Origin of the sequence: Methanobacterium sp., assembly GCA_039666455.1 — an archaeon.
Classification (GTDB): domain Archaea; phylum Methanobacteriota; class Methanobacteria; order Methanobacteriales; family Methanobacteriaceae; genus Methanobacterium_D.
Genome location: JAVSLW010000024.1, coordinates 75,726 through 100,999, shown reverse-complemented (window position 1 = coordinate 100,999; position 25,274 = coordinate 75,726). Strand labels below are relative to the sequence as shown.

Annotated in this window: 24 protein-coding genes and 1 tRNA gene; 10 read left to right on the top strand and 15 right to left on the bottom strand. The window is 35.6% G+C overall.

Annotation, left to right across the window (positions count from 1 at the left end; translation table 11 throughout):
- Positions 1 to 64 precede the first annotated feature (64 nt).
- Positions 65 to 823 (top strand): restriction endonuclease, encoded by a 759-nt coding sequence (locus PQ963_06815; GenBank protein MEN4029373.1) that lies wholly within the window; start codon positions 65 to 67, stop codon positions 821 to 823.
- 20 nt (positions 824 to 843) lie between these two features.
- On the opposite strand, the gene PQ963_06810 is transcribed toward PQ963_06815, so the two are convergent.
- Positions 844 to 915 (bottom strand) — tRNA-Val (locus tag PQ963_06810).
- A 213-nt stretch (positions 916 to 1,128) separates the two neighbouring features.
- On the opposite strand from PQ963_06810, the gene ilvE reads away from it, so the two are divergent.
- The 3 genes from ilvE to PQ963_06795 all read left to right on the top strand — a co-directional run bounded on the left by ilvE (position 1,129) and on the right by PQ963_06795 (position 4,577).
- Positions 1,129 to 2,052, top strand: a complete 924-nt coding sequence (gene ilvE / locus PQ963_06805; GenBank protein MEN4029372.1) for a branched-chain-amino-acid transaminase — start codon at positions 1,129 to 1,131, stop codon at positions 2,050 to 2,052.
- Positions 2,053 to 2,467: 415 nt separating this feature from the next.
- The gene (locus tag PQ963_06800) at positions 2,468 to 4,180 is read left to right on the top strand and encodes a transglutaminase domain-containing protein (protein ID MEN4029371.1); all 1,713 of its coding nucleotides are present in this window, start codon (positions 2,468 to 2,470) and stop codon (positions 4,178 to 4,180) included.
- Positions 4,181 to 4,202: 22 nt separating this feature from the next.
- Positions 4,203 to 4,577, top strand: coding sequence for a PepSY domain-containing protein (locus PQ963_06795; GenBank protein MEN4029370.1), 375 nt, complete (start codon positions 4,203 to 4,205; stop codon positions 4,575 to 4,577).
- A gap of 133 nt (positions 4,578 to 4,710) precedes the next feature.
- On the opposite strand, the gene PQ963_06790 is transcribed toward PQ963_06795, so the two are convergent.
- From PQ963_06790 to PQ963_06775, 4 genes are all read right to left on the bottom strand, one after another.
- Complete coding sequence (locus tag PQ963_06790) at positions 4,711 to 7,638, bottom strand: DEAD/DEAH box helicase family protein (GenBank protein ID MEN4029369.1); 2,928 nt, start codon at positions 7,636 to 7,638, stop codon at positions 4,711 to 4,713.
- 1 nt (position 7,639) lies between these two features.
- Positions 7,640 to 9,490, bottom strand: a complete 1,851-nt coding sequence (locus tag PQ963_06785; GenBank protein MEN4029368.1) for a DNA methyltransferase — start codon at positions 9,488 to 9,490, stop codon at positions 7,640 to 7,642.
- A 79-nt stretch (positions 9,491 to 9,569) separates the two neighbouring features.
- Entirely contained in the window at positions 9,570 to 9,962 is a 393-nt protein-coding gene (locus tag PQ963_06780) for a hypothetical protein (GenBank protein MEN4029367.1), read from the bottom strand.
- Positions 9,963 to 10,332: 370 nt separating this feature from the next.
- The gene (locus PQ963_06775) at positions 10,333 to 11,091 is read right to left on the bottom strand and encodes a hypothetical protein (protein ID MEN4029366.1); all 759 of its coding nucleotides are present in this window, start codon (positions 11,089 to 11,091) and stop codon (positions 10,333 to 10,335) included.
- 126 nt (positions 11,092 to 11,217) lie between these two features.
- Between PQ963_06775 and PQ963_06770 the strand changes: the two genes are divergently transcribed.
- From PQ963_06770 to PQ963_06755, 4 genes are all read left to right on the top strand, one after another.
- Positions 11,218 to 11,445 carry a hypothetical protein gene (locus tag PQ963_06770; GenBank protein MEN4029365.1) on the top strand — a complete coding sequence of 76 codons (228 nt, stop codon included), beginning with the start codon at positions 11,218 to 11,220 and terminating at the stop codon, positions 11,443 to 11,445.
- Positions 11,446 to 11,647: 202 nt separating this feature from the next.
- On the top strand, positions 11,648 to 12,862 hold the full coding sequence (locus PQ963_06765; GenBank protein ID MEN4029364.1) for a molybdopterin molybdotransferase MoeA: 1,215 nt from the start codon (positions 11,648 to 11,650) through the stop codon (positions 12,860 to 12,862).
- Positions 12,863 to 12,936: 74 nt separating this feature from the next.
- Entirely contained in the window at positions 12,937 to 14,220 is a 1,284-nt protein-coding gene (locus tag PQ963_06760) for a site-2 protease family protein (GenBank protein MEN4029363.1), read from the top strand.
- Positions 14,221 to 14,841: 621 nt separating this feature from the next.
- The gene (locus PQ963_06755; GenBank protein MEN4029362.1) at positions 14,842 to 15,963 is read left to right on the top strand and encodes a cysteine peptidase family C39 domain-containing protein; all 1,122 of its coding nucleotides are present in this window, start codon (positions 14,842 to 14,844) and stop codon (positions 15,961 to 15,963) included.
- A 29-nt stretch (positions 15,964 to 15,992) separates the two neighbouring features.
- On the opposite strand, the gene PQ963_06750 is transcribed toward PQ963_06755, so the two are convergent.
- Genes PQ963_06750 through PQ963_06725 form a run of 6 tightly spaced genes read right to left on the bottom strand, consistent with a single transcriptional unit; the run spans position 15,993 to position 18,905 of the window.
- The gene (locus PQ963_06750; GenBank protein ID MEN4029361.1) at positions 15,993 to 16,130 is read right to left on the bottom strand and encodes a hypothetical protein; all 138 of its coding nucleotides are present in this window, start codon (positions 16,128 to 16,130) and stop codon (positions 15,993 to 15,995) included.
- Between the two features lie 48 nt (positions 16,131 to 16,178).
- On the bottom strand, positions 16,179 to 16,829 hold the full coding sequence (locus PQ963_06745) for a DUF166 domain-containing protein (protein ID MEN4029360.1): 651 nt from the start codon (positions 16,827 to 16,829) through the stop codon (positions 16,179 to 16,181).
- A gap of 15 nt (positions 16,830 to 16,844) precedes the next feature.
- Complete coding sequence (locus PQ963_06740; GenBank protein MEN4029359.1) at positions 16,845 to 17,282, bottom strand: arsenate reductase ArsC; 438 nt, start codon at positions 17,280 to 17,282, stop codon at positions 16,845 to 16,847.
- A 15-nt stretch (positions 17,283 to 17,297) separates the two neighbouring features.
- Entirely contained in the window at positions 17,298 to 17,669 is a 372-nt protein-coding gene (locus PQ963_06735; GenBank protein MEN4029358.1) for a putative zinc-binding protein, read from the bottom strand.
- Positions 17,670 to 17,698: 29 nt separating this feature from the next.
- The gene (locus tag PQ963_06730) at positions 17,699 to 18,049 is read right to left on the bottom strand and encodes a metalloregulator ArsR/SmtB family transcription factor (protein ID MEN4029357.1); all 351 of its coding nucleotides are present in this window, start codon (positions 18,047 to 18,049) and stop codon (positions 17,699 to 17,701) included.
- A 4-nt stretch (positions 18,050 to 18,053) separates the two neighbouring features.
- Positions 18,054 to 18,905, bottom strand: a complete 852-nt coding sequence (locus PQ963_06725; protein ID MEN4029356.1) for a 4Fe-4S binding protein — start codon at positions 18,903 to 18,905, stop codon at positions 18,054 to 18,056.
- Between the two features lie 178 nt (positions 18,906 to 19,083).
- On the opposite strand from PQ963_06725, the gene PQ963_06720 reads away from it, so the two are divergent.
- Complete coding sequence (locus PQ963_06720; GenBank protein MEN4029355.1) at positions 19,084 to 20,454, top strand: FAD-dependent oxidoreductase; 1,371 nt, start codon at positions 19,084 to 19,086, stop codon at positions 20,452 to 20,454.
- A gap of 6 nt (positions 20,455 to 20,460) precedes the next feature.
- On the opposite strand, the gene PQ963_06715 is transcribed toward PQ963_06720, so the two are convergent.
- Positions 20,461 to 21,072 carry a rubredoxin gene (locus PQ963_06715; GenBank protein MEN4029354.1) on the bottom strand — a complete coding sequence of 204 codons (612 nt, stop codon included), beginning with the start codon at positions 21,070 to 21,072 and terminating at the stop codon, positions 20,461 to 20,463.
- Positions 21,073 to 21,233: 161 nt separating this feature from the next.
- Entirely contained in the window at positions 21,234 to 22,520 is a 1,287-nt protein-coding gene (gene hcp, locus PQ963_06710) for a hydroxylamine reductase (protein ID MEN4029353.1), read from the bottom strand.
- Positions 22,521 to 22,761: 241 nt separating this feature from the next.
- Here hcp and PQ963_06705 point away from each other — a divergent pair, with 241 nt between their 5' ends.
- Positions 22,762 to 23,553, top strand: coding sequence for a V4R domain-containing protein (locus PQ963_06705; GenBank protein MEN4029352.1), 792 nt, complete (start codon positions 22,762 to 22,764; stop codon positions 23,551 to 23,553).
- 39 nt (positions 23,554 to 23,592) lie between these two features.
- Here PQ963_06705 and PQ963_06700 read toward each other — a convergent pair whose 3' ends face one another.
- Together PQ963_06700 and PQ963_06695 are read right to left on the bottom strand one after the other, a co-directional pair.
- On the bottom strand, positions 23,593 to 24,009 hold the full coding sequence (locus PQ963_06700) for a ferritin family protein (protein MEN4029351.1): 417 nt from the start codon (positions 24,007 to 24,009) through the stop codon (positions 23,593 to 23,595).
- Between the two features lie 31 nt (positions 24,010 to 24,040).
- Positions 24,041 to 25,261, bottom strand: coding sequence for an FprA family A-type flavoprotein (locus tag PQ963_06695; GenBank protein MEN4029350.1), 1,221 nt, complete (start codon positions 25,259 to 25,261; stop codon positions 24,041 to 24,043).
- Positions 25,262 to 25,274: the final 13 nt, after the last annotated feature.

Here is a 25,274-nt window from a genome sequence, read left to right as displayed (position 1 = left end):
AAATAGAGTTAAATATAATGATACTGATAAAAAAATATATTTTTAATTTTCCCATTTGCAAAGGGTGAGGGTATTGGAAAAAAAGAGATTGGTGGATTTTGTTGCAAAAATAATGGAACAGTCCGGATTTAAAGTACACAAAAACTACAGGACATCAAAATACATTGTAGATATATACGGCCTGCTACCAACAGTATTAGGAGATATAGGGGTGGTAGTAGCATGTAAAAATTATGAAGAACGCTGGAAAGTGGGGATGGATGTACTTAAAGAGTTAGAAATGACTGCGAAATCTTTGCAAGCGTCCAAAATAGTTGTTATCACAACATCGGATTTTTCACCTAATGCCGTAAGTTATGCAGAAAGAAGAAGTATCACATTAATAGATAAGGATGAATTAATGGCCCTTGCAAAAAAATTCTCCCAGAAGACAGAACTCCCTGAAGATACAGATGAGTATGCAGAAGAAGAGTACGTCCCATCAAAATCCATAGGAACCTCTTTTGTAAGTAAAGGGAAACGAATATCACTTAATGGAAGAAGGCGAGGCGAAGCATCAAATAAGCTTAAAGCATGGGGTAAAGCCATGTTAAAAAGTACAGTAGGACTTATTATAGTCGTATTAGCAGTCTCAACACTTATAACTTACCTTATAAGTCTAAATCAAGCACTTTTAGGAATTTTAAGAATTTTCTTTGCTGCTATCCTGTCTTATGGTATTGTATTTGCCTTAGAACGGGATTTAATGGTAACTCTTGTAAAGGGCAGCACAGTGTTTTTTGTGACGCTGATAATTTACATAGCCTTAATTCTTGTAAGGTAAATCTTTAAAATAATCGTTAGTGGGCCGGACGAGATTCGAACTCGTGATCACCTCGTTGTAAGCGAGGTATCATACCCCTAGACCACCGGCCCAGATCAGTATCTTTGAGTATTGGCAGGCGCCATATATAAACTTTCTGATTCAATTTGAGGAAAACTGAATTTTTGTAAGCCACAGATTATTATATATTATCAATAAATAGTCTATATATAAGAATATTAGAAATATCAAATTTATGGCCCAAATATGATTTCGAGTAATAAAATGGCCTTTTTATATCAATCAAGCTAAAAAGAGGAATTTCTATGGCTTTTAATGAAACAGGAAAAATATGGTTTAACGGAGAATTCGTCGACTGGAAAGATGCAAACATACATGTTCTATCTCATGTTGTTCACTACGGCTCAAGCGTATTTGAAGGTATAAGATGCTATAATACAAAAAAAGGTCCTGCAGTTTTTCGTTTACGGGAACACGTTCAAAGATTATTAGATTCAGGGAAAATTTACCGGATGAATATTCCATACACTGCGGATGAGCTCTGCAGTGCCATAATTGAAACGATTAAAATTAATAATTTAAATGACTGCTATATAAGGCCTGTTGTTTTCAGGGGATATCATGAACTGGGAGTTTATCCCTTGAACTGTCCTTTAGAAACTGTTATTGCTGCATGGAAATGGGGGAAATATCTTGGCGAGGAAGCTATTGAAAAAGGGGTAGATCTGGGTGTTTCCTCATGGAGGCGAATGGCACCAAACACACTCCCTAATATGGCCAAAGCAGGGGCTAACTATATGAATTCTCAACTTGCAAAAATGGAATCTGTCTTGAGTGGTTTTGATGAGGCAATAATGCTTGACTACGGTGGAGTAGTAAGTGAAGGAAGTGGAGAAAACATATTTTTGCTTAAAGATGATGTGCTTTACACTCCTCATTCTTCCTTATCAATACTTTCAGGAATAACAAGAGATTCTGTAATTAAACTGGCCATGGACGAAGGAATAAAAATAAATGAAGAACCAGTACCCCGGGAAATGCTTTACCTTGCAGATGAGATCTTTTTAACAGGTACTGCTGCTGAAATCACCCCGGTTAGATCTGTTGATCACATTGAAATTGGCAGCGGAAAGAGAGGTCCAGTAACTGAAATGTTACAGAACAGGTTCTTCGATATTGCCCGAGGTGCCTGTGAGGATAAATTCGACTGGTTAACCTTTGTAGAATGAGATCTATTTTGGTATAGCCAAAACCCATTGAAAATTTTTTCTATTTATATTATAGGAATAATAATTTCAAATTTATTAATAAAAACTTATTTTTTCTTTAAATCCATTAAAATCACCCCTTTTCCTTAAAACTCATTTATAGTCCTTTATAAACAAAGGTGATGGCAATGGCAATAGTATAAAAGTAAGGATTAATCTTTTTTTTGTAAAATAATGTTTAAAACAATCTGCTTTACTAAAAATACTAATAAAGAAGGCTCATTTAAAATGATATATTTTAATAAGCATGTAGCGTGCCTTAAATTTTAAAAAGAGTTTAAACAGCGTCTTTTTTTCCATTTTAAACCATAAGATTTATAAGTTATAACAACTAACTATTGCCAACCCTGAAGAAAAACCTTAATTTGGTTTTTTGATGAGGGGAATCGGAGGCGGTATAATTACGAAAAAATTGTTTTTAGTAGCTCTATTAATGGCAACTCTATCATTTGGGAGTATTGCTACTGCAAGTGCAGAAGAAATAGAAGCTTTCGAAATCAAAGAAATCAAAGATTTCGAACATCCGAACACAAAGAGTTCGACGGCTACGCAAACACAGATTGATAATGTCAATTCTGTAGATGAAAAAGTAAACATACAAATAAAGGATACCAAAACTTTAAATGAATCGACTAAAACGCAAAAATCAGTCGATAAGAATGAAAAAACTGTAGAAAATACAGGCACTGCTACAGCAAATACAGGCACTGGTCAAACTACAGCTAAAAAACAGACAATTGCAGAAGAAGCAGCAAATACAAACGCTGATCAAACTACAGCTAAAAAACAGACAATTGCAGAAGAAGCAGCAAATACAAACGCTGATCAAACTACAGCTAAAAAACAGACAATTGCAGAAGAAGCAGCAAATACAGGCACTGATCAAACTACAGCTAAAAAACAGACAATTGCAGAAGAAGCAGCAAATACAGGCACTGATCAAACTACAGCTAAAAAACAGACAATTGCAGAAGAAGCAGCAAATACAAACGCTGGTCAAACTACAGTGACTCCAGAAACAATATCCGATAACAAAACAAATACAGAAACAAGTGCACAAAACACAGTGATTCCAGAAACAATATCAGATAACAAAACAGATTTATCAAACGAATCTGATTCAAACCATGCAAGTGGTGAAATAACCTTAGCAACAAGAGAGCAGATTAGAACTGCTGCAGTGAACGTTCAAAACTTCATTAAAAAAAATGGACGTGTTCCAAGAACCGTTAGTGTAGGTGGCATAGTAGTAGATTATGCTGTTTTTGCAAGAATGGCAGCAGAAGAACTGGGCCAGATACAGGGTTCAAGAAACTCAGACCTGGAATTTAGACCGGTAGCACGTGCATCTAAATCACAGACAACACTAAAAAATGGTAATCTCAATTTAGCACAATACATGGACATCACAAGTCGTGTACTCAATTTTATGAACGTGCATGAGAGAATGCCTAACTATATCAGCACTGCTTTTGGTAGAATGTCTCCAGAACAATTTTTAGATATGATATCTAGAACACTGGGATTCTATCATCAAAATAACAGGCTGCCTAACTTTGCAACAATCGGTAGAACTGTAAGTGCAGCACCAGCAACAGAATCAGGCAATGGTTCTGGAGGTACCAGATTACCTATACCTGGTGAATTGCAGTCCTATTTACAGGCCACCCGAAACGCTCAAGTGACTAATGCTCAAATACAAAACCTGGCAAAGCAGATAACAGGCGGTAGCAACGATATAAACGCTGCAACACGGTTATTTAACTGGGTCAGAAACAATATCAAATATTCATTCTACCGTAATACTCAGCGGGGTGCAGTAAAAGCATTGAATGACAGAAAAGGAAACTGTGTTGACCAGGCACACCTACTGGTTGCGCTTAGCAGAGCTGCAGGAATACCAGCAAGATACGTACATGGAAGATGCAGATTTACAAGTGGTAACACTTACGGTCATGTTTGGGCTGAAGTCTGGGTAAAAGGCAGATGGTACAGTGTAGATTCAACAAGTGTTAGAAATACTTTCGGAGTAATTAAGAGTTGGTCTTTAATTTCTCTACATGGTAGATACACGTCCTTACCTTTCTAAAACTAAAAAAGGAGTAAGTAAAATGATTAAAAAGTCAATAATTGCCGTTATGGCAATAGTTGCTGTAGCAGGCTTGATATTCGCTGCTTCTGGAGGTACAGGAAGTGGTGATCCCATTAAAGATTCCGAAAGCCCAGAACAGCAGAATAATGAAAATGCTGAAATTAAAAATGAAACTTCCGGTGGAAATAAGGTGATATCTACAAATAAAGCTCAGGAAATAGCTCAAAAATACATTGAAGAACCTGGAGCAAAGGCAGGTACACCTAAATTGAGTAATATTAATGGGAAAGCAGTTTACATCGTGCCTGTTATCCTTAATGGAGAACAGGTGGGAGAAATAGAAATAGACGCTGAAACAGGTGAAAACCTTGGAGGAGCTGGTGGAGCTCCATAGCTCAATTTTCTAAAAATCTCCATTTAAGGGAAAATATTTTCCCTATTTTTTTTTTTAATGTCATAAGCAGGAATTTATTTCTTTGAGATAGTTTTTCAACTACTTTTTCAAATTAATCTCCATAAAAATAAAATTAGATGAAATAATCTTCTAAAGTACCTTCAATTTGACCCCTTGTCTTCTTTTCATACTCAAGAATATCCACAGCATCTGCACCCTTTTTACTCAATTCATAGAACGTGTTTTCACCAAGCAGCACATAAATCCATTGAGAATATAATCTATCCTCAACTTTAAGCTGGTTTATTTTATCTATCCAGTCAATAGTAGCTCTTCTCTTCTGCTGAACATTAGGATTATTAACATCTTTTTGAGCCTTAGTTTCAACTAAATACATCTTATTAGCTGTTCTAACTAAAAAATCAGGATAATAATGAGATAAAAGACCATCCTCTCGAATATAAGTTATATGTGCAAAATCATGGTAAATTTCATTAATTTTAATGAAAGAATGCACTTTTGAGTCTTTATCAGCAAATTCTATAAATGCCTTTTCAAATCCGCCTTTATTTGAAGGATAAGCTAATTTCTCATAAATAGCTTTTGATACATCTAAACAGAAATTTTCCCGCATTTTCATTTCATATACATCTGAAAATGGCTTTTTTATTACTTCAGCCTCTGAAACATTAACATTGTTCTGCATTTCATAGATAACTTTGCTGACATTTTTTATAATATGGGATAATATTTTGGACTCAGATAAAAATAAGATTCTCCAATCATTACCAAGCATAGGATCAAATTCCTGGTTAAAAAGCTTATGACGTATATATTCATCTGTAAGCTCTGCTATTTCTGCTGTGTTTACCTGCATCATAGGGAAAGATTTTTTCCTTTTTCTACCTACAGGTATTAGCATAGAAGTTACACTCTTAACGAGCTTCGCCAGAAACTCGTTATAACTACGGGCATTAAATATATCGGCAGTTACAGAATACTCACCAAATCTGGTTCTCACAGTAACTTCCTCTGAATAAAAAACATCCCCCTCTTTTGGAATTAATTTTTCTAATTCTTCCAATGGAATAGGAAATGGTTCCATATTTTCAAAGGATAAATCAGCAGGTGCAAGGGTTTCCTCACTTTCTCTGATGATTAAAGGCCAGTATAAATCATATTCTTTGTAATTTTCTCTTAATCCAACGTTAATAATGTCTCCTAAAACATTCTCTTTTTCAGTTGGTGGTTTTTCAGTTATTCCTACAGTGCCCTCATCAATTAAATTTTCATAAAATTCAATGAAAGCAGGGTGCTCCACGATACTTAAAATATCCAGATAATTTACTGGTTCTTCTTTTTTATCCAACAATCTTATCCGATTTTCAGCTTTAAGCTCTTCAAATATGGAGTCTCTCCACATTAACCTTAAACCTCTACCAATAGTTTGTTCAAGGAGTATAAAAGAGGTAGTGGATCTTAAAGGAACAATAACACAGATGTTGTTTATATCAAAACCTTCTCGTAGCATTAAAACAGAAACAATGACTCTCGGACTTTTATGTTTATCAATATTGAATAATCGCTGTTTAGTTTCATCCCATTCTTTCTGTGGGATATTCCCTTTACGATCAGAGTGTATTTCCATTACATCATCTTCAGATAAACCTTCAGATTTGATTAAAAAGTCAGTGACAAAGGGAGCTACTTTAGTATCTTCACATATAACCATCATCTTAGGATGTTTATTTGAAACACCGCTTTTATCTGCGGTTAAATCAACGAATTCCCTCTCAAGAATATTCAGCTTTTGCAGGCCTGCTCTAAGCATGATTTTCTGTCCATCAGATAAGCCCACGACTTCATTGCCTTCTCTAATAGCCTTAAAATCCAATTCCATAGTTGCAACTTCTTTTCTCTTATCCAATGCTATAGTTTTTACTAATCCATTTCTGATGGCTGTTTTAAGGTCAAAATTAACTACAATATGAGGGAAAAAGTGTTTGGTTCTTTTTTGACCACTGCCAGTAACACTGTAAGGAGTTGCAGAAAAATCAATTTGTATAAATTTCTCTTTTTTAGGTTCCGATATTTTTAACAGGCTTTTTTGCCATTGCACCTCAAATATTTCTTCCCCACGTTTAACTTCATGAATATGATGAGCTTCATCATTGAAAACAACTAAATCTGGTAAGTTAGCAAGATATTCTATTTCTCTGCCTCTAAGATATTGATTATCTAAAGAATCAAGTGCATTACCTGCTGTTTTCCCCGGAGTAATTGGAAGAATGTCCTTAACAACTTCAGTAGGATCTTCAATAGGTGAGCTATCACTAATTTTTTCTTCTTCTCCAGCCAATAAATGCCAGTTGGTAATGGCAATAAGCCCTTCACCCGTTACTTTAGTTCCTATTTCCTCTTTACGCACTACATTAGATTGTATAAAACCGAATATCACATCTTTATAAGCAGGAGGAACAAATAACTTTTCAAATGTCTTAAAGTCAGATTCATCGAAGTTTCTTATCCCGTTAACCTGTTCTTTACCTAAAAATGCATCCAGAAGTCTTTCATAAACAATTAAACCCGGTGCAACAAGTAAAAAGTTTTTGGAATATCTACCTGAAGCTTCATACTCATTTTTAGCATTTAAAAACTGCCAGATCATTAAAGCATTGAGCACCCATGTTTTACCTGTACCTGTAGCCATTTTTACAGCGTATTTAGGGTGTTTATATTTTTCTTTTTTAAGATCAAGAAGATTCATCTCACTTAATAGCTCTGGACTTATGGATTGATACATGTCCATTACACTGCTTACGCCCAATACTTCATGGAGATAAATGGTGTTTAAAATAGCCTGCTTTTGACCTTCATGGAAATTAAAATTTCGAATATCAGAAAATGCATCATTAAACCAGAACTCTAATAAGTCTTTGGTAATGGGGGTTACACTCTCAATAAAAGAACCATCCCCCCATGCTTTGTTAACAGTATTTGTCAATGTTTCAGCAAAACGAAGTGGGATATTTCCTGTGCCTTGATGTGTTATTCTTGACATTCTATTCTACCTCCAGGACAGTTACACCTTCAAACCCAAAGACATCTACAGCCTTAACACAGATCTTTCTTTTTCTGTTTTCTCTTGGAATGATTAGTTCTGCTTTGCGGATCACCTTGAAAGCATCGTTGTCATTTGCAATGTTTTGCCTGTAATCCTGCCACTTACTACGGAAAACCTCACCATCATAATCAGGATCAATACTCCAGTATTCTATTAAACTTAGAGGATCCTCTGCAATAACGCTTTTAAGCTTTGCTTTATTTTTCTCATCAAGTGGCAGTGCATCAGGAGACAGTAAAATGTAATTATCCAGTTCAACTGTTATCTTATCGTTGTTTTTATCATATTCAGCCTTCAAAACAGGTTTAACTTTAAGATACTGAAGAGATGAAAACCTGACTTTACCTGACTGGATAAGTTTCTTATATTTTGCTTTGGTTTTTAATGTTTCTAATAAATCCGCTGGAATAACAAGTACTTCAAGATCTTCGTCATTTAAGTTGCTTATGATCTCTCCGATATCAGATACAAAGTTCCATCCAAGAACTACCACTTTTTTCCAGCCACCTGCAAATGAATTTCTAAAGTCCTGAGCACGTTTTAAAGTGTTGTATCCAGTCATTTTAGATGGTGAATCAACAACTACAAGCGTTCTGGATTGTTTAATGTATCCTGCATTGGCTGGAGCACCTTCATTTGGTGGGAAAGGAGTGGCACCATATAAATTAACGATTACATGAGCTAAATCTCTGATAGTACGAAACTCAGATTGTTCATACTGTTCCTTTTGATAATCTCCGATTGAATGGTATAAAAATGGGTTTGCATCCTGATCTATGAGTCTTTTTCTTGTTATCATGCATGCTGGCTTTCCAAGTTCAGACATTACCCATTTTCTTTTGAGTTTTTCTGCAACTGCTCCTGTTGTTCCAGATCCTGCAAAGAAATCAGCTACTATTGAATTTTCATTGGATGAGGCTTTTATTATTCTTTCTATAAGCTCTCCTGGTTTTTGGGTTGCATAACCTAAATGTTCTTTACTCATAGCATTTAATTTAATATTCCAGACATCAGATGGAACTTTACCTTTAGGAATGTCTTTTCCTTTCTGACCACCCTTAGTATATCTCCATTCTGTCATTTTTGATTCAAATGGCACTAAAATTTCTTCTGCATTGAAAATATAAGAATCATTCATTACATATCTAAATATAGTATCATGTTTACGGCCAAAATCTCTTTTTCCCCTTGCTCCTTGGTCATAATGGTATATTATTTCATTTCTAAACTTATCTTTTCCAAATATTTCATCTAAAATAACTTTGATATAATGACCTAAATGCCAGTCAATATGCACATAAATAGAACCCTGCTCAGATAAAAGCTCACGCATTAAAATAAGTCTCGGTATCATCATTTCAAGATAACTTGCTGTTCCATTCTTCCATGTATCTGAATAAGCAAACTGCTCAATGATAGTTGGTTTTTGTTCAATATCTACGTCTGGAAGATGAATTTTTGTCCTGTAATCAGCTTTTGAGTCAAATGGAGGGTCAATATAAATTAAATCAATTTTCCCACGCATTGAAGGGGTCTGACTGTCTCCAGCAAGTAGTGCCTGCATAGCAAGTAAGTTATCTCCGTATATCAGTCTGTTGAACCATCCATTGTCAGCTATTTCTTTAATTTTCCCCCTAAATAGTCCAGATACATCCTTTGAAGGTAATACAAGTTCATTTGTCTGTAATGTGATCCGATTTTTTTTAGAAAGGCCATCCAAAATTTTTTGCGCTTCTCTTTTCCCGTTTTTCATTATTTTTGGTAATTCCTCTATTAACGAACCTGTCATATTCTGCTGCCTCTGGAAAATTATTACAACCTGTAATATAATAAGCTATCTACAATTTAAAACTTTTTGATTTCAGAATTTATTCTAAATAATTTTCCTCAATTGCATCCACAATACATGGAGCATTCCAACCTACCACGTCTTCAGCAATCTCCTCAAGCTCTAAAGGTACATTTTCCATGCCATAAGGCCTAATAACAATAATTGGCTTATCCAGATCTCTTGCTGTATCAAGCTGTTTTTTAATAATCTGTTTATACCTGTTATACAGTCCTGAAAGTATTATAACAATTCCTGCAGGCTCTATCTGTTCTTTAAACCCTTTATCACTCATGTTTTCAAGAATTCCAAAATTTTCAAATTTAAAATCATGAGCTGAAGATAGTTTTTGAATGAATATTGAATATTCCTCTTCATATTCGCCTGTATGACTTATAAATATTTTATAAATTTTAGATTCTGATTCAAACAATGATTTTACCTCCAGTATCTAAAAATTGTTTGTCATTTATTTATATCAGGAATTGTTTTATTTTTTGCGGCACGGTTTAATTTTTTGTAAGGAAAGCAAAAAAAATTAGCTAATGTACTTCTTTTAGCTACCCGAATACGAAGTGTTCGATGGCTTCGTGTCTGGCGGCTTTGATTTTCGACGGATTCACCAAAAAAGATGCAAATTATCAAAACAATATGTGACATGACTAACTAATTAGTACTATTTTTCTAATTAAAATGAATCCAAAAAAAGTAGTTAATAATGATGGGTTTTATTTTAAAAAGAGGAAATAATGAGCTGATTGTAGGCTCATTTCCATCTTTTGGATAGTTATTCCTTATTTAGGCTATACAAACTCCCATCTATAACCATAAGCTCTATAAGGAACGGTTATCCACTTTCCATTTTGGTTTAGCTGGACTGATCTGTGTCTGCTGGAGTAACTGGTTGCGTACTGTATTATTCTTGAGTTGTAACCTGCTGCCTGGAATTTACCGTGTAAATATTCGCTCATGGCCCAGCAGTCACCTGCTCCTGCGCTTTGCATTGCAGCAGCAGTACTTATACCGCGCCTGTAGCCATATTTAGCTCCAGATCTCATGATTGAATCAATTGTTGAATCGCTGGCCCATTCTGCACTGTTTGACCTGTAATTAGACCCTGAATAGGTGGATGAAGCTTTTACTTTTTTGTACTTGTAAACGGTTTTGTATTTCCATTTACCATTAGACTTGTATCTTGTTGTTACTTTAGTTTTCTTATAAGTAGCTTTGACTTTTCTGTAAGTTTTAGCTTTCTTAAAAGTTTTTCTATGAGTCTTTTTGTATTTGTTGGCTTTTTTTGCTTTAACTTTCTTGGAAGCCGCATTTACTTCAAGAGTACCTTTATCGCTCAATAAATTCTTTGAATTTTTTGGTGCCCCTAAAATTTCATGTTTGAGGGTTCCACCTAAACCAATTTTTGCGCTATTGTCCATTGTATTTTGGTCTGTTGCCCCTACAGATAAGGGAGAAATTAACATTACCATACCTAAAGCTAAGAGCAATGCGCACGTCTTTCGTCTCTTAATTGTACCGCCTCCGTGTCCCTTTGTATTAATATACATACATGGGACAAATTATACAAAACATAAATCACACAACATAATATATAAATGTTTTGATTTTTTTCTCTAAAAAAAGCGTTCATAGGGTCATTTTTTTGATTTAAGACTTTATTAAAGTGTATTGAAATGTCGAATTACAGACCAGCACGTTCAGTTTGTATTTTTACTAAATTAGCTCAAATTAAACCTTATTTCAAAAAAATGTCGCTAATAGATGCTATTATACTCTTAAATTATATGGTCAAATCAGGTATGGTTTTAGCCACTGCGTCTATTCGTACAAATATCATGTTTAAAGCTATTAAATCTAAAAATAACAAATATACAGGCCTATTTATGATATTAAATCTTTAATACCGTTTTTATTAAAAATGATATAAAATCACTTATTTTTCATATTAACGGCAGATTTTTATCGTACCTTGAAAAAGTATAGCTTAAATGAATTAAGATCTCTAAAAATATAAGCATATAAGATCACATATAGTACAACAACTTTTAAATATTATTCATAAATCCTTTTTATTATCAGATATAAATTGGAAGTAGGCTGAAAATGTTTTTATCAAAATTAATACCAGTTAAAGATGCATTAAGTATCATAAACACCATAGAAGTTAAAAGTGATATCCAGAAAATTTCTCTTGAAGATGCATACAACAGAGTGCTTGCAGAAGACGTTGAAGCACTTTTTGATTCTCCATCCTTTGACAGATCAGCTATGGATGGATATGCAGTAAAAGCAGAAGATACCTTTGGATTTTCAGATTCAAATCCAGCGCATCTAAAGATTGTTGATAGGATAGGTGCTGGAGAAAAATCACAGGTAACCCTTAAAAATGGAGAAGCTGTTAAAATTGCAACAGGAGCCCCTATTCCTCAAGGTGCTGATAGCGTTGTAATGGAAGAATATACCTACGAGCAGGATAATAATTTAGAAGTTTCAACAGCCCTAACGCCTGGCGAAAATGTTTCCCCCCGTGGAGAGGATTTTAAACAAAGAGACATGCTTTTAAAAACTGGAAAACTTTTAAGACCTCAAGATATTGGGATAATAACATCTGCAGGATACAGTGAAATAAATGTGTTTAAAAAGCCCAAAATTGGCGTGATAACCACAGGAAATGAGCTTGTAATGCCTAAATCTAAACTTAATGAAGCTGAAACAATAAATTCAAATTATTATACTTTAAAAGCGCTTGTGGAAAGCACACTTGCAACTCCCGATGTTACACATTGTGTTGATGATGCTCGAAAGGTAGAGGAGCAAATTGAAAGGTTCTTAAAATCATGTGATGCTATAATAACCACAGGAGGTACTGCAATAAGCAAAGGAGACGTTGTAATTGATGTGGTTAATGAAATGGGTGAAGTATTAATCCATGGTGCGGCTATTAAACCCGGTAAACCTTTTGGATTTGGTGTTATTAATGAAACTCCTATATTCATGCTTTCTGGTTACCCTGTAGCTTCAATGATCCAGTTTGATGTTTTTGTGCGTGATGCACTCCTTAAAATGCAGAATATTCATAGAAAACTTCCTATTATTAAAAAGAGATCATCACGAAAAATTGCTTCATCACTTGGAAGAACAGAATACATAAGGGCAAAAATAGATGGAAATTCTGTATCTCCACTTAAAATTAAAGGATCAGGAGTTATAAGGTCAATGGTTGAATCTGATTCTTATATTTTAATAGAGGAAAATGTGGAAGGTATTGGCGAAGGCGAAGAATGTGATGTTTTACTTTACGATTCATTAAAGATATAAGCTATTAAGTTCATAACTAAGACTTCAGTGAATATTATTATAAAAACTACCTGCAGGATATAAAAGGTGATCAAATGGACGCTTTATGGTTCTACGCTATTGCATTTATTGTTATATGGGTTTTAGCCACTTTATTTAAGGATGAGTTGAAAATAGAGATTAATGGACCTCTTTTAATGAGGAAAACACAGCGATTAAGAGGTTTTATCAATTCCATTGCTCAAATAAGTCCTCGATTCTGGAAATACGCTATGAACATGGGGATTCCTATAGCAGTATTTTTCATGGCATATACCCTTTATGCAATTATAATGGCTTCAACAATGATCTTTCAATCTCCCCATGTAGTTCCAATCTTACCGGGGGTTGATTATCCTGGAAATCCATTATTTTTACCATTAAGCTATGGATTAATTGGACTTGTAACAGTTATCGTTGTTCATGAGTTTGCACATGGAATTCTTGCAAGAGCTGAGGGCATCAGTATAAAATCCATAGGACTGCTTCTACTTGCAGTTTTACCTGGCGCATTCGTGGAACCTGATGAAGAAGAAATTAAAAAGGCAAAAAGACTTTCAAAGCTTCGGATTTATGCTGCAGGGTCCGTATTTAACATAACTTTCGCAGGTATTTGTATCGTAATTGTTTATGCCTTAAGTAGCTTTTTTATTCCAACTGCTTTTCATTCCGATGGGATTATTGTTTCAAGTGTAGTTCCAACAGGCCCATCTGATGGTGTTTTAAAAGAAGGAATGGTTATTTACAGTATAAATGGGCAGGAAATAAAAAATTTAACAGATTACACTGCATTTCGAAATAAAATAAAAATTAACGATATATTAACCTTTAAAACAAATCAAGGAACTTTTACAGTTAAAACAGAAGCTAATCCCAATAATCCAACTTTGGCTTATGCTGGATTTAGGCCTGCTGATCATTTAGTGGTGAATAAAAATATTTCAGATATTTATGGAGATGTAATTCCATGGACGTTATTTTTCTTTAACACGTTATTATCATGGGTAGGTCTATTGAATCTTGCAATTGGAACCATTAATTTACTTCCAATGAAACCTTTAGACGGCGGATTAATCTTTGAAGAACTTTTAAGTGCTAGAATGTCTGAAAACAGAGTTAATTCCATAACAACAAGATTTAAACTATTTTTACACCATAAATTGAGGCTGAAAGATGAAAAAGCCAGAGAAATAGCATCAGGCATTAGGAAAATTTTAAGTTTAAAAATTTCAGAAAAAAATGTTAATATAATAGTATCAAGTGTTTCATGGGTTCTACTTGCAATTTTAGTAGTCAATATAGTTTATGGTGTTGGACGTGGTATATTACTGTCGCTTTAGATAATTATAGTTATAGTAACCGACTTAACTTTTGATAATATATTTTTTTATCCAGTTTTTGGTGTACATTATTGATTTTGAGCAGTTTAAAGTGTGATTCTCTTAAATGTTGTATCTGTTCTTGTGTTTTAATGAATATTGGTGATAATTTCTCTTTTTATTGTTTTCCAGATGGGTTCAATAGGATTAATAGTCTGGTGAGTACGTGGTAGGAATATAAGGTCGATGTTGAGCCTTCCGGCGGTTTCGGCGGTTATCCTGACATGATGAGATCTGGAGTGGAATTTTTCGACAGGTTTGGTAAGAGGCCATAATCTTCCGAATAGGGCTTTCCAAATTTCATTCCCATGTTTTTAGAACGATTCCAACCTGATAGAAAACATAGATATCTCTTATTCAAGCTATTACTCTTATAATGAGTAATGGATCAAATTAGACGCGCAGAGACACTACCGTTTAACATGTGAAAATCTCTGATTTTCACTGTGAAAAATCTTCGATTTTTCAACACCCAATAACTTTACAGACCCACTCTAGGAAAAAATATATATACCATGAAAGATTAGGTATACCTAACTTTCAAGGAAAAATGTATGTGAAAACTATAAGGAGAGTGATAGAATGAAAAACGTGGTAGCAGTTCTGCTTGCGGTCCTTATTATAGGGACAACGCCGGCGGTTGCCTCAGAATATGGAGAAATAACTGCCGATGCAATGGCAACTAAAGGAAAAGGTGCAGATGTTACAGCCGCATCTGAATTAGTAGAAGCAGTTGAAAGTGGAGAAACAACAGGAATAGATAATGAAACGTTGACTGCGAATGTGTCAGGTACAAATACTACAATGAGCGATGATCCTGCACCAGCAGAGGCTACAGGTGTAGATACACAAACCTATGATCCCACAGAAAGCGTGGATGTACAATTTCTGGATTTAAATGACAGTTTAGATAACTATACTGTCAATGTTACAGTTCCACAAATAGATACAAGTGGAATTGTGATGCAGAGTACAGATTACAGTTGCGGGCCAGCTGCGCTTGCAACAGTCTTGCAAAACATTGGTATAAACACAACAGAAGGGGAACTCAAGGTCCTCGCCGGCACAGATGAAAGCGGAACAAGCATGTACGGCCTGGTACGGGCTGTACATGCTAAAGGTTTAAGTGCAGTGGGAATGAGATTATCAGTAGATGATCTTAAACCCAACATGATAGTTCATGTGATTAAGGATGGCGAAGGCCATTACAGTGTTGTGCGGGATGTAACCAGTGAAAGCATTTACCTTGCAGATCCAAGCAAGGGAAACATTGTACTGAGCAGAAAAGAGTTCAGTGCAATTTTCACCGGGAACGTGTTAGTGATAAGCGATCCTAACATGCAAGTTAATCAAACAGCAGAACAGGCCAACAATACAAATACAAGTACTGTACAGGCAGAAAACCAAACTTTAGCAAGCGAAGAAATGGAGAGCATTAAAGGACAATCAACCGTAGCCAATCCAGAAACCAGCCAAATCCTGACCAGTGAAATTATGGAGAGTATTAGAGGAAAAAAATTAAAACTTAAGAGGATGATCACTTATATAACTTACTGGACTTATGAAAAGTGGTATTGGGTATCTGTTGAACCTCATAGGAAGTTTAGCCGTAAGCATCGCCGTGTTATTTGGTATACTGGTTACTGGATCTACCGTTGGGTTGAACATCGAATTTATTTAAGTGAGAATTTTAGAGTTTATTAATAGCGAAAAGGGACTCTTATAAATTTTTTTTATTTTTTAGGTCTGTATATAAAGACGCTTTGAGCTATGCTAACATCTATCCATAGTGTTAAATACTTATCAAGAAAACTGAGCTGTGTTGCATCACATATTTGTCCTGTAACTTCATCAGTAACTGTTTTTGTCATGTTTATCCCTTTTAAATAAATTAAACTCTGTTTTTAAGAAACTGTAAATTAACCCTTTTTCTCTTTTATTGCCTTTTCAAAAGCTTCTTTATGTAAATTTGCAGCCATTTCTTTTTTATGTTCATCAGCAAATAATCTCATCTTTGGAGCCCTGCATGGATAATGCTGTAATCTAAGACCTGCTTTAATAGGTAAATCCTCTAAATCCTGACCAATCATCTCATCAGCTACAAAAAACGTGGACCCACAGGGAGATGACCTTAAAACTTCTATATCCACAATTTTATCTCCCTGACAGTTTATTTTAACAATGGGTCGTCCAAATTTAGATACAAATTCATCAAATACCGGGTTTCCATTTTCCTCAAGGTCACACATGTTTTCAGGGCAGGTGACATTTCCAAATCTTTCAAGCTGATTTTTAAGTCCTTCACCTCTCCAGGCAGCCACTATTATCCATCCTACCTTATCGTGAAGTATTTCAACTAAATCCAGAGTAAGATCAGGGTGAGTGGTATAAGTTATCAGTAAATCTGCACTTTCCAGTTGTTTTAAGGCATCTTCTGGAATTTCAATTTTGTCTGCAAACATGGAAGCAGGTTGTTCAAGCTGTATAAATTCCGTATCGAATTCCTTGCTTATGTATTCATAAGCCCGTTCTCCATAAGGGCCATCTGTTGCTATCACCACTTTTAACATTATAAACTCCTGAAATTACTGGCTCTTGATATCAACTATAAATGAATTCTCTATCCAGTCCTTAATTTCATCCCTTATTTTCCTGAAAAATTTAATTCTTTCCTCTTCAGTTCCTTCTAACGCAGAAGGATCCTCAAAAGATTTTTTAAAGTAGTTAACACCCCCCAAAAAAATAGGACATGTTTTAGCTGCTTTTTCGCAAACAGTTACCACATAGTCAAATTTCATATTTTCAAACTCTTTCAAACTTTTTGATCTGTAATTGGAGATATCAATCCCTATTTCATCCATGACCTGAACAGCCATGGGATGAACTCCCTGCGGATCAATACCTGCACTGTAAACATCATATTTTTCACCATACAAATGGCTGAATATTCCCTCAGCCATCTGTGAACGGGCAGAATTATGCGTACATATGAATAAAACACTTTTTTTGGAATTATTTGTCATATAATCACCAGTTAATTACTTTAATAGTTCTTTAATTTTATTTTTTACGGTTTCAACACATTTTTCATCTTCTTCGCTTAATCTTGCAACATCAGAAGGTTTTAGATCCGCTTCATTTAGTAATTCCATTATATTCAATGTTTTAGCAGTTTTAACGCCTTTTTGACCGAGTATTTTATCAACACACTTACTTTCGCATCCATTTACTGCAATTACTGGATATTTTTTTATTAAGTTTCTGAATCCTTCTTTATCCGCAGATGTAGCAGTTATACAAATTGATATTGTATTTTCATTTTCATTAACAGCATCTGTACATGCAGCTCGCGCAACTAATCCATAAGGACTCATTCCAGTGCATGGTGAAACTGCTATTTTATCTTCCATTTTAAGTCCTCCCATTACTTAATTTTAAATTATTTTGCTAAATACTCAATTAAATCAACGACTTTTGGATTAACAAGCTTATAATGTATCCAGACCCCTTCTTTTCGTCCTTTTATAAATCCTGCATTTTTTAAAACATTCAAATGATGAGATATTGTTGATTGAGGTTTTTCAAGCACTGTAAGTATTTCACAAACACATAGTTCACCGTCTTGAAGTAAATACAGTATTTTAAGCCTTGTAGGATCAGAAATTGCTTTAAATCGTTCTGATTTTTTTTGTAATCCTTCCTCATCTGGAATTTTAGCTATAATTTCATTTAATCTTTTAATCTGGCCATCATGCAGTTTTCCTTCATCTATAATTTCACATGTTTTCACCTAATCACCTGTAACCTTTATTCATTAACTTAGCCTTCATTTTGTCAAATCTATTTTTGATTGTGCCATATCCTTTTTGATCAAATGGACATCCTTTTATACAGTAAGTACAGCCCTGGCTGCATCCTATACATAGTTCTTGCATGAATTCAATCTCTTTATCCCCACCGCAACATTCTATCTGTATCAATGCCTTTTCAGGGCATTTTTTAGCACATTTACCGCATTTATCACAGTATTCCACTATCCATGAATGTTCATTATTCTCTCTATCATACACAGGTAAATTTGCTATACTGCTAAATATGGCTGAAATTTTCAGTCTGGGGCCAAGCTCTGGAGTTATTAGAAGGCCACTTTTTCCTATAAATCCTAAGCCTGCATATTGAGCAAGCAGAGAGAAGTTAACAATCCCTTCAAGAGGGTGAGCAACTTCAGTTGCAAATCCATTCTGGCGAAGGTAATCTGAAAGCCTGCAGGTTATATCTCCAAATTTTTTATAAAACAAATCATTTAATCTCTGCGCTTCTGTACCTGGAGCTGTTTTGAGGATTTTTTCATCCATTTCCATGGTCAGTACAATTGCATTAGTATACTGAATAAATTTATCCTTAATCATTAATTCTGGAGTAAGACGTGTGTATCCTATGCTTTTAATACCAAGTGAATGAGCATATCTTTCAAATTCTTCAATAAAATTTGAAGATGCCATAAATTCTGGCCTATCTGGATTATCTAAAAGTGATGTATCCGGATATTCATCGCAGCCACAACCACATCCTCCACTTTCTATATCCTCACATCCATAGCTGTTATCCCTGACTGATCTGTCCACATATTTTTTATTTTCAAGCACAATACACACCTTTAAAAATTCATTAGTTCTATATATCTAAATATATCGATATATTGATGTTGTTGAAAGTTCTATATATACCCATCGGATCTATCACAAAATATTCAGCACTACATAAATATTTATTAACTCACATAGATTACAGAAAGAGACAAGTTTTAGAAGGAGAAAAAAATAGATGAACGTGGTCATAATAGGAGGCGGAGCTGGAGGGCTAACCGCTGCTTCAAACATAAGGAAATATGATAAAAGTGCGAAAATAACTGTAATAACAATGGACCGGTATGTTGCATACTCTCCATGCGCAATCCCCTACGTTTTATGCGGGGAAGTTGAATGTTTCGATGATATTATAATGCACCAGCCAGAAGATTACCTGGAAAGGAATATTAACATTATAACAGAAGCAGAAGTATTTGAAGTGTTAAGTAGCGAAAATAAAATAAAATATCAAAAATTGAATGATGATTGTAGTGCTGCGCGCCAGTTATCATATGATTATCTGATAATAGCTACTGGTGCAACTTCTTTCATTCCTCCTGTAAAAGGAAGTGATTTAAAAGGTGTTTTCAAGATTAGAAACCTTGAAGACGGCTTTAAAATCAAAAAATATGCTGAAAAAAGTAAAAACGCAGTCGTTGTTGGAGCAGGGTTAATTGGTCTTGAAACTGCTTATGGACTTAAAAAAATGGGCCTTGATGTTACTGTGACTGAAATGTTGCCCCAAATAGTTCCAAGATCCCTGGATCCAGATATGGCAGAGATTGTTCAAAAATATCTTGAAAAAAAGGGCATTAAAGTCCTCCTTGGAAATCCCATTGAAAAGATACTGGGCCTGGAATATGTGGAAGGCGCTGTTTTTGGAGATGAAACTCTATATACAGATATGGTTATAATGGCCACAGGAGTAAAGCCTCAAACTAAACTTGCCAAAATGGCAGGCTGTAAGCTTGGAAGATGGGGGATAATTGTGAATGAAAAGATGCAGACATCAGTACCCAACATATACGCTGTGGGAGACTGTGTAGAGGTGCATGATGCAATAACAGGGCATAGTTCTCTATCTCTACTTGGAACTACTGCTGTAAGGCAGGGTAAAATTGCGGCAAAAAACATTGCAGGCATTGAGGCAGAGTTTAAACCTGTTTTAAATTCAATGGTTTCAAAAATTGGAGACCTTGAATTTGGTGCAGTTGGTGTTACAAGGACTTTCGCACTCCAAAACGGCATTGAAGTGATTTCTGGAAAAAGTAAAGCGCTCACCAAGGCACGTTATTACCCGGGAGCAAAAAGAATTGATGTAAAAATAACCTCTGATCTTAAAGGCCGAATTATAGGCTGTCAGATAATTGCAGAAGAAAGAGTGGCTGAAAGGGTGGACACAATGTCGCTTGCAATAGCAAAAGGTATTACCTGCTTTGAACTGGCTTCAATGGAATTTTCATATGCCCCACCAGTTTCCATGGTTATAGATCCTATTATTCTGGCTGCTGAAGATGCCTGCGATAAATTAAAAGAATTAAATGATGATAAGGAGTGTGAAGTTTAACCTTTATCAGGCTTTAATCTTCGAAACTCTTTTTAAAAAGATTTTATGACCATACCCTTTTTGTTCTTTACTGATTCTGTGTCTATATCCTGTAACCTCTTCCATGGCTGCAGCAATGGTATTTGAATAGGGACATGTGGAAATCAAAACGTTTTGGTCCTCTAACTGACTGCATAGCCCAAAAAACCCGCAATTTTTAATTTCAACTTCTACTTCCTGTTCTTTAATGATGTATTCCATGTCCAGAGCAAATTTATTGGAATCAATGAAGTATTCTTTCACTGATTTTAAGGCTTCTTCTTCATTTTTAAGTTTGTCACTATTTTTTAATTGTCTGATGAATAAACGGCCTATTTCACGGGTTACAGCACATGATCCTCTCCCACATATCTGCCATAGACTGCGGGTAAGGGCCATCATCATCAGGCTTAATGGAGCTTCTCTTTGTGGAATTAACGCCTTATCTTCCAGAGGATGGAAATGTTCTGTTCCAATACCACATAAAGGACAAATCCAGCTTTCTGGAAGGTCCTTTAAATCTACTCCTGCTGCAATTCCGTTTTCAGGGTCTCCAACCTCGCTATCATAAATATAGCTGCAAATATCACATTTATACATGTTATTGCCTCGATATTGTCATAAATTTATGCATTCTATAAATTGTTTGGTTTTATCCGAATGTATGGTTATATCCGAACTAATTATATATAAAGTTTGTTATTATGCCATGAAACTTGAAAACAGAATTGAATGTTTGAAAAATAAAAAAAAGATGGGAATTATCCCAGAATTGTCTTAATATCCTCTTTTGGGTCTCCAATTGTTTTTATATCATAGTTTTCAATGAGAACATTTAAAATGTCCTCGTTTACCCATGCAGGGACAATTGGACCAAGATAGATTCCCTTTATTCCAAGTGCAAGGAGGCTCCAGAGTATGGCTGCAGCTTTCTGTTCCATCCAGCTTAAAACGAATGAGAGAGGAAGGTCGTTAATTTCAAGGCCGAAAAGTTCAGATAAAGCTGCCACGATGTCAACACCAACTATTGCATCGTTACACTGCCCTAAATCAATTAAACGAGGGATCCCTTCGATATCTCCAAGTACTAAGTCGTTGAATCGGTATTTACCGCACGCCAGAGTTAATACAACTGTATCTTCAGGTAAATTCTGCACAAATTCCCTGTAATAGCTGGCTTTAGGTAATGGTGAGTCGCATCCACCAACAACAAAGAATCTTCTGATTTTTCCAGATTCTACGAGTTCTTTTATCTTTGGTGCAAGTGAAAGAATTGTTGAAGCTCCAAATCCTGTTGTAAATACTTTGTCTCCTGCCTCTTCTTCAAGTTCTGGTAATGATTTTGCCTTTTCAATTAAAGGTGTGAAATCGTAATCTTCTATGTGCTGCACGCCTGGTAACTGGGCTACTCCTGATGTGAACATCCTCTCCCTGTAATCTTCTTTAGGTATTAATACACAGTTTGATGTTCCAAGAATTGCAACAGGGTACTTTGAAAACGTTGTTCTTTGATCAAACCATGGCCCTCCAAGCTGACCCACAAGGTGGTCGTATTTTTTAAATTCAGGGTATCCGTGGGCCGGAAGAAGCTCTGAATGAGTGTAAACATTGATTCCTGTTCCTTCTGTCTGTTTAAGTAGTTCTTCAAGTGCTTTAAGGCTGTGTCCGGTTGCAACAATTCCATGCCCTTTTTTAGTTCCTGTTTCTACAGTTGTTGGTTCTGGCTCGCCGTAGGTTTCTATATGGGCTTTCTTTAGAAGCTGCATGGTTTTTATATTCATTTCACCAGCTTCAACTGCCAGTTTAACGAATTCGCCTGCGTCCTGGTTCACGTTTGTAAGTGTGGAGTAAAATCCGCGTTCCATGAATCCGTCAATTTCAGAATCTGTGTATCCTAATTCCCTTGCATGATACAGGTAGGCTGAGATTCCTTTAATTGCAAATAAAAGGTTATCCTGAAGTCTTGCAACAGTTGCTTCTTTTCCACAAACCCCTCTTACAGTACAACCTGTTCCCATTGCTGTTTGTGAGCACTGGTAACAGAACATGTCTAATTTTTCTTTTACAGGTGCTGCACATCCACTTCCTGATGATTCAGAATTTTTTCTACCAAATAGTTTCATACCATTCCTCCATTCTCTTATGTTCGTATACTTACGAATGTTCTATTCTATGCAAACAGTAGTATATATAAGTTACGGTGACCATATTTTTAACTGAGAGTCATAACATACTCAGGTTAAGCAGGAGTAAAGGCTTTAAAATTAAATACAGGAGAGAATTATTCTAATGGATGATCTAAATAATAATAATAATAATAATAATAATAATAATAATGATAACGCACAAATAAAACTTTTTGCAACATCAAATGGCGTTCGAACTGTGGATAGTCCTGTAAAATCTAAAATATTATCAATGCTCAAAGAAGGAGAACTGAACTTTGACCAGATAGTGGAATTATCAGGGAAAGCTAAATCTACAGTATCTGTTCATCTCAAAAAGCTTGTAAATGAGGGAATTATAGATTCTAAACCAGACCCTAACGATGCCCGGAAGAAGATTTTTTTTATTAATTCTGAGTATTTGGGAGATTTATCAAAGGAGAAAAAATCAGGGGACAGGATAGAAGATTACGTGTCTGGCTACGTTATGAGCGATGGCGACCCTTTTGAATTTTTCAGATTAATGTTTAAAACAATAAGAGTAGGTTTAATAAAACAAGGAATGAATATTGACCCTATACTTCATGAAGCAGGCATAAATGTTGGTAAAACACTTTATAAAAGAGTATATGATCCAGATATGAATAAATTTCTGCAAAATATCGCTCAATTCTGGAAGACTCATTATTTGGGCGGTGTAGAAGTTCAAAGCATTGATCCGCTTGTAATTAAAGTTTCAGAATGTTACGAATGCAGACATTTACCCTATCTTGGAAAGCCCGCCTGTGCATTTGATGCAGGGATTTTAAAGGCGCTTTTTTCCGCTTATTTTGAAGATAAAAGAGAGGTGGAAGAGACAAAATGTTATGCCATGGGTGATAAATACTGCTGTTTTGTAATTGAAAAAAATGAATAAAAGAAATGAAAGCAGGAGAGGTGTTAAGCAGCGGTAGACTTAAAAGTATCTCTCCAAAATCCCCTGTAACATTTTAGCGTGGCGGCCTTCGTCCCTGGAACTCTCATCAAAAAAATCATGTGCAATATCTATGCCACATTCTTTAGCTTCTTTAGCCGCAGCCTTTTTCTCATTATTGGCCATGATTTCTCCTTTAAGCATCATCTCCAGGTTTTCTTTAAGTGAAGGTTTAATTACACCATTCATTTCTGCAAAATGGGATGCATGTTCTGCTTCTTCTAAGGCAATTGTTTTTAAAACTTCAGCTACTTCTGGAAGCCCATCTCTTTGTGCCAGTCTGGCCATGGCCAGATACATTCCCACTTCCTGACATTCCCCGTTGAAATTGGCCTGTACTACTTTTTCTAAATCTGTTTCCTTACAAACTCCAATTTCGTGTTCATTTATTATTTCCATATTTCCTCACCAAAACTTTTTTAAACCAATGTTAAAGGGTTTTAATCTCCTGGGCCAGTCTTTTACCTGTCTGGAAGCACTTTTCCAGTTCATCTGCATCAGGAACATAGTAAACTTCATATTGCTCCTTCACATTAAATCCGCAGGTCTTTAAATCTTCTGCAAGGTTTTTTGGAGTTCCACCTTCACCACCCATAGATCCAAAAGTCACTGCAAGACGTTCTCTACCTGTTCTATTGAATTTAAGTCCTCTAAGGTAGTATATAAGGTCTCCCACACTTGGAAATGGTTCGTCATAGATTGTGGGTGCTCCAAGAGCTATGGCTTTACTTTCTAAGATGTCCTTAACGATTTCGCTTCTTTCATCCACGTGGAGGTAGTACATTGCAACATCTACTCCTTCACTTATAACTCCCTCTGCAAGTGCATGAGCCATTTTCTGGGTTGAATAGTGCATGGTGTCATAAACTATAGTTACTTTATCCTTGCAGTTTCCTGTGGCCCAGTCACTGTAGGCACCTATGATTTTCATGGGGTCTGTCCAGATCTGGCCATGAGATGGTGCTATCATCTTGATCTGTTCCAGAAGGCCCAAGTCAGTGACTTCCTGGAATTTTTTAAGTACCAGTTTAGATAAAGGGGTCACCAGGTTTGCATAGAACTTCTTAGCACCGTCCATCAGTACATATTCTGGTATTTCATGGTCATATCGCTGTGGGAAGCATAAATGTTGTCCAAATGCATCGTTAGGAAACAGTATACCTTCTTCAGCGTAAAGCGTAAACATACTGTCAGGCCAGTGCAGTAAAAATGCTTCCAGGAAAGCGAGGGTTTTCCCTCCTAAATCCAGAGTGTCTCCTGTGCCCACTGTTATAAATTCAGCACCTGAAATAGCTGGAAAGTGTTTTTTCAGTCCTCCTACGGCAATTTCTGTGCAGTATATTGGTGCTTCTGGATATTTCTTATGTAATTCTGGTAAAAGTCCGCTGTGGTCCTTTTCCACGTGGTTTTGCACAATTACATCGATTTTATCCTTTCCTTCTTTCTTTAAAGCGTCTTCTATTCTTGCCATCATCTCAGGAAATGTTCCAGGATATGAGTTGTCAATTAAAGCTACTTTATCGTCTCCAAAAACCATGTAAGCATTGTAACTTGTCCCGTTAAGAGTATAACCATGGTAAGTTCTAATATCCCAGTCTAAAACTCCTACCCAGTATACTCCATCCTTTATTTTTACAGATTCTGCTTTCATATCACTCCCCTCC

Excerpts from the sequence above, each read along its gene's own strand:
- PQ963_06700 (MEN4029351.1), bottom strand. The coding sequence starts at position 24,009 with ATGGAAATAATAAATGAACACGAAATTGGAGTTTGTAAGGAAACAGAT.
- PQ963_06740 (MEN4029359.1), bottom strand. The coding sequence starts at position 17,282 with ATGACAAATAATTCCAAAAAAAGTGTTTTATTCATATGTACGCATAAT.
- PQ963_06790 (MEN4029369.1), bottom strand. The coding sequence starts at position 7,638 with ATGTCAAGAATAACACATCAAGGCACAGGAAATATCCCACTTCGTTTT.
- PQ963_06760 (MEN4029363.1), top strand. The coding sequence starts at position 12,937 with ATGGACGCTTTATGGTTCTACGCTATTGCATTTATTGTTATATGGGTT.
- hcp (MEN4029353.1), bottom strand. The coding sequence starts at position 22,520 with ATGTTCTGTTACCAGTGCTCACAAACAGCAATGGGAACAGGTTGTACT.
- PQ963_06720 (MEN4029355.1), top strand. The coding sequence starts at position 19,084 with ATGAACGTGGTCATAATAGGAGGCGGAGCTGGAGGGCTAACCGCTGCT.
- PQ963_06775 (MEN4029366.1), bottom strand. The coding sequence starts at position 11,091 with ATGTATATTAATACAAAGGGACACGGAGGCGGTACAATTAAGAGACGA.
- PQ963_06695 (MEN4029350.1), bottom strand. The coding sequence starts at position 25,261 with ATGAAAGCAGAATCTGTAAAAATAAAGGATGGAGTATACTGGGTAGGA.
- PQ963_06735 (MEN4029358.1), bottom strand. The coding sequence starts at position 17,669 with ATGGAAGATAAAATAGCAGTTTCACCATGCACTGGAATGAGTCCTTAT.
- PQ963_06770 (MEN4029365.1), top strand. The coding sequence starts at position 11,218 with ATGTCGAATTACAGACCAGCACGTTCAGTTTGTATTTTTACTAAATTA.
- PQ963_06765 (MEN4029364.1), top strand. The coding sequence starts at position 11,648 with ATGTTTTTATCAAAATTAATACCAGTTAAAGATGCATTAAGTATCATA.
- PQ963_06795 (MEN4029370.1), top strand. The coding sequence starts at position 4,203 with ATGATTAAAAAGTCAATAATTGCCGTTATGGCAATAGTTGCTGTAGCA.
- PQ963_06800 (MEN4029371.1), top strand. The coding sequence starts at position 2,468 with ATGAGGGGAATCGGAGGCGGTATAATTACGAAAAAATTGTTTTTAGTA.
- PQ963_06750 (MEN4029361.1), bottom strand. The coding sequence starts at position 16,130 with ATGACAAAAACAGTTACTGATGAAGTTACAGGACAAATATGTGATGCA.
- PQ963_06755 (MEN4029362.1), top strand. The coding sequence starts at position 14,842 with ATGAAAAACGTGGTAGCAGTTCTGCTTGCGGTCCTTATTATAGGGACA.
- PQ963_06705 (MEN4029352.1), top strand. The coding sequence starts at position 22,762 with ATGGATGATCTAAATAATAATAATAATAATAATAATAATAATAATAAT.
- PQ963_06745 (MEN4029360.1), bottom strand. The coding sequence starts at position 16,829 with ATGTTAAAAGTGGTGATAGCAACAGATGGCCCTTATGGAGAACGGGCT.
- PQ963_06785 (MEN4029368.1), bottom strand. The coding sequence starts at position 9,490 with ATGACAGGTTCGTTAATAGAGGAATTACCAAAAATAATGAAAAACGGG.
- PQ963_06715 (MEN4029354.1), bottom strand. The coding sequence starts at position 21,072 with ATGTATAAATGTGATATTTGCAGCTATATTTATGATAGCGAGGTTGGA.
- ilvE (MEN4029372.1), top strand. The coding sequence starts at position 1,129 with ATGGCTTTTAATGAAACAGGAAAAATATGGTTTAACGGAGAATTCGTC.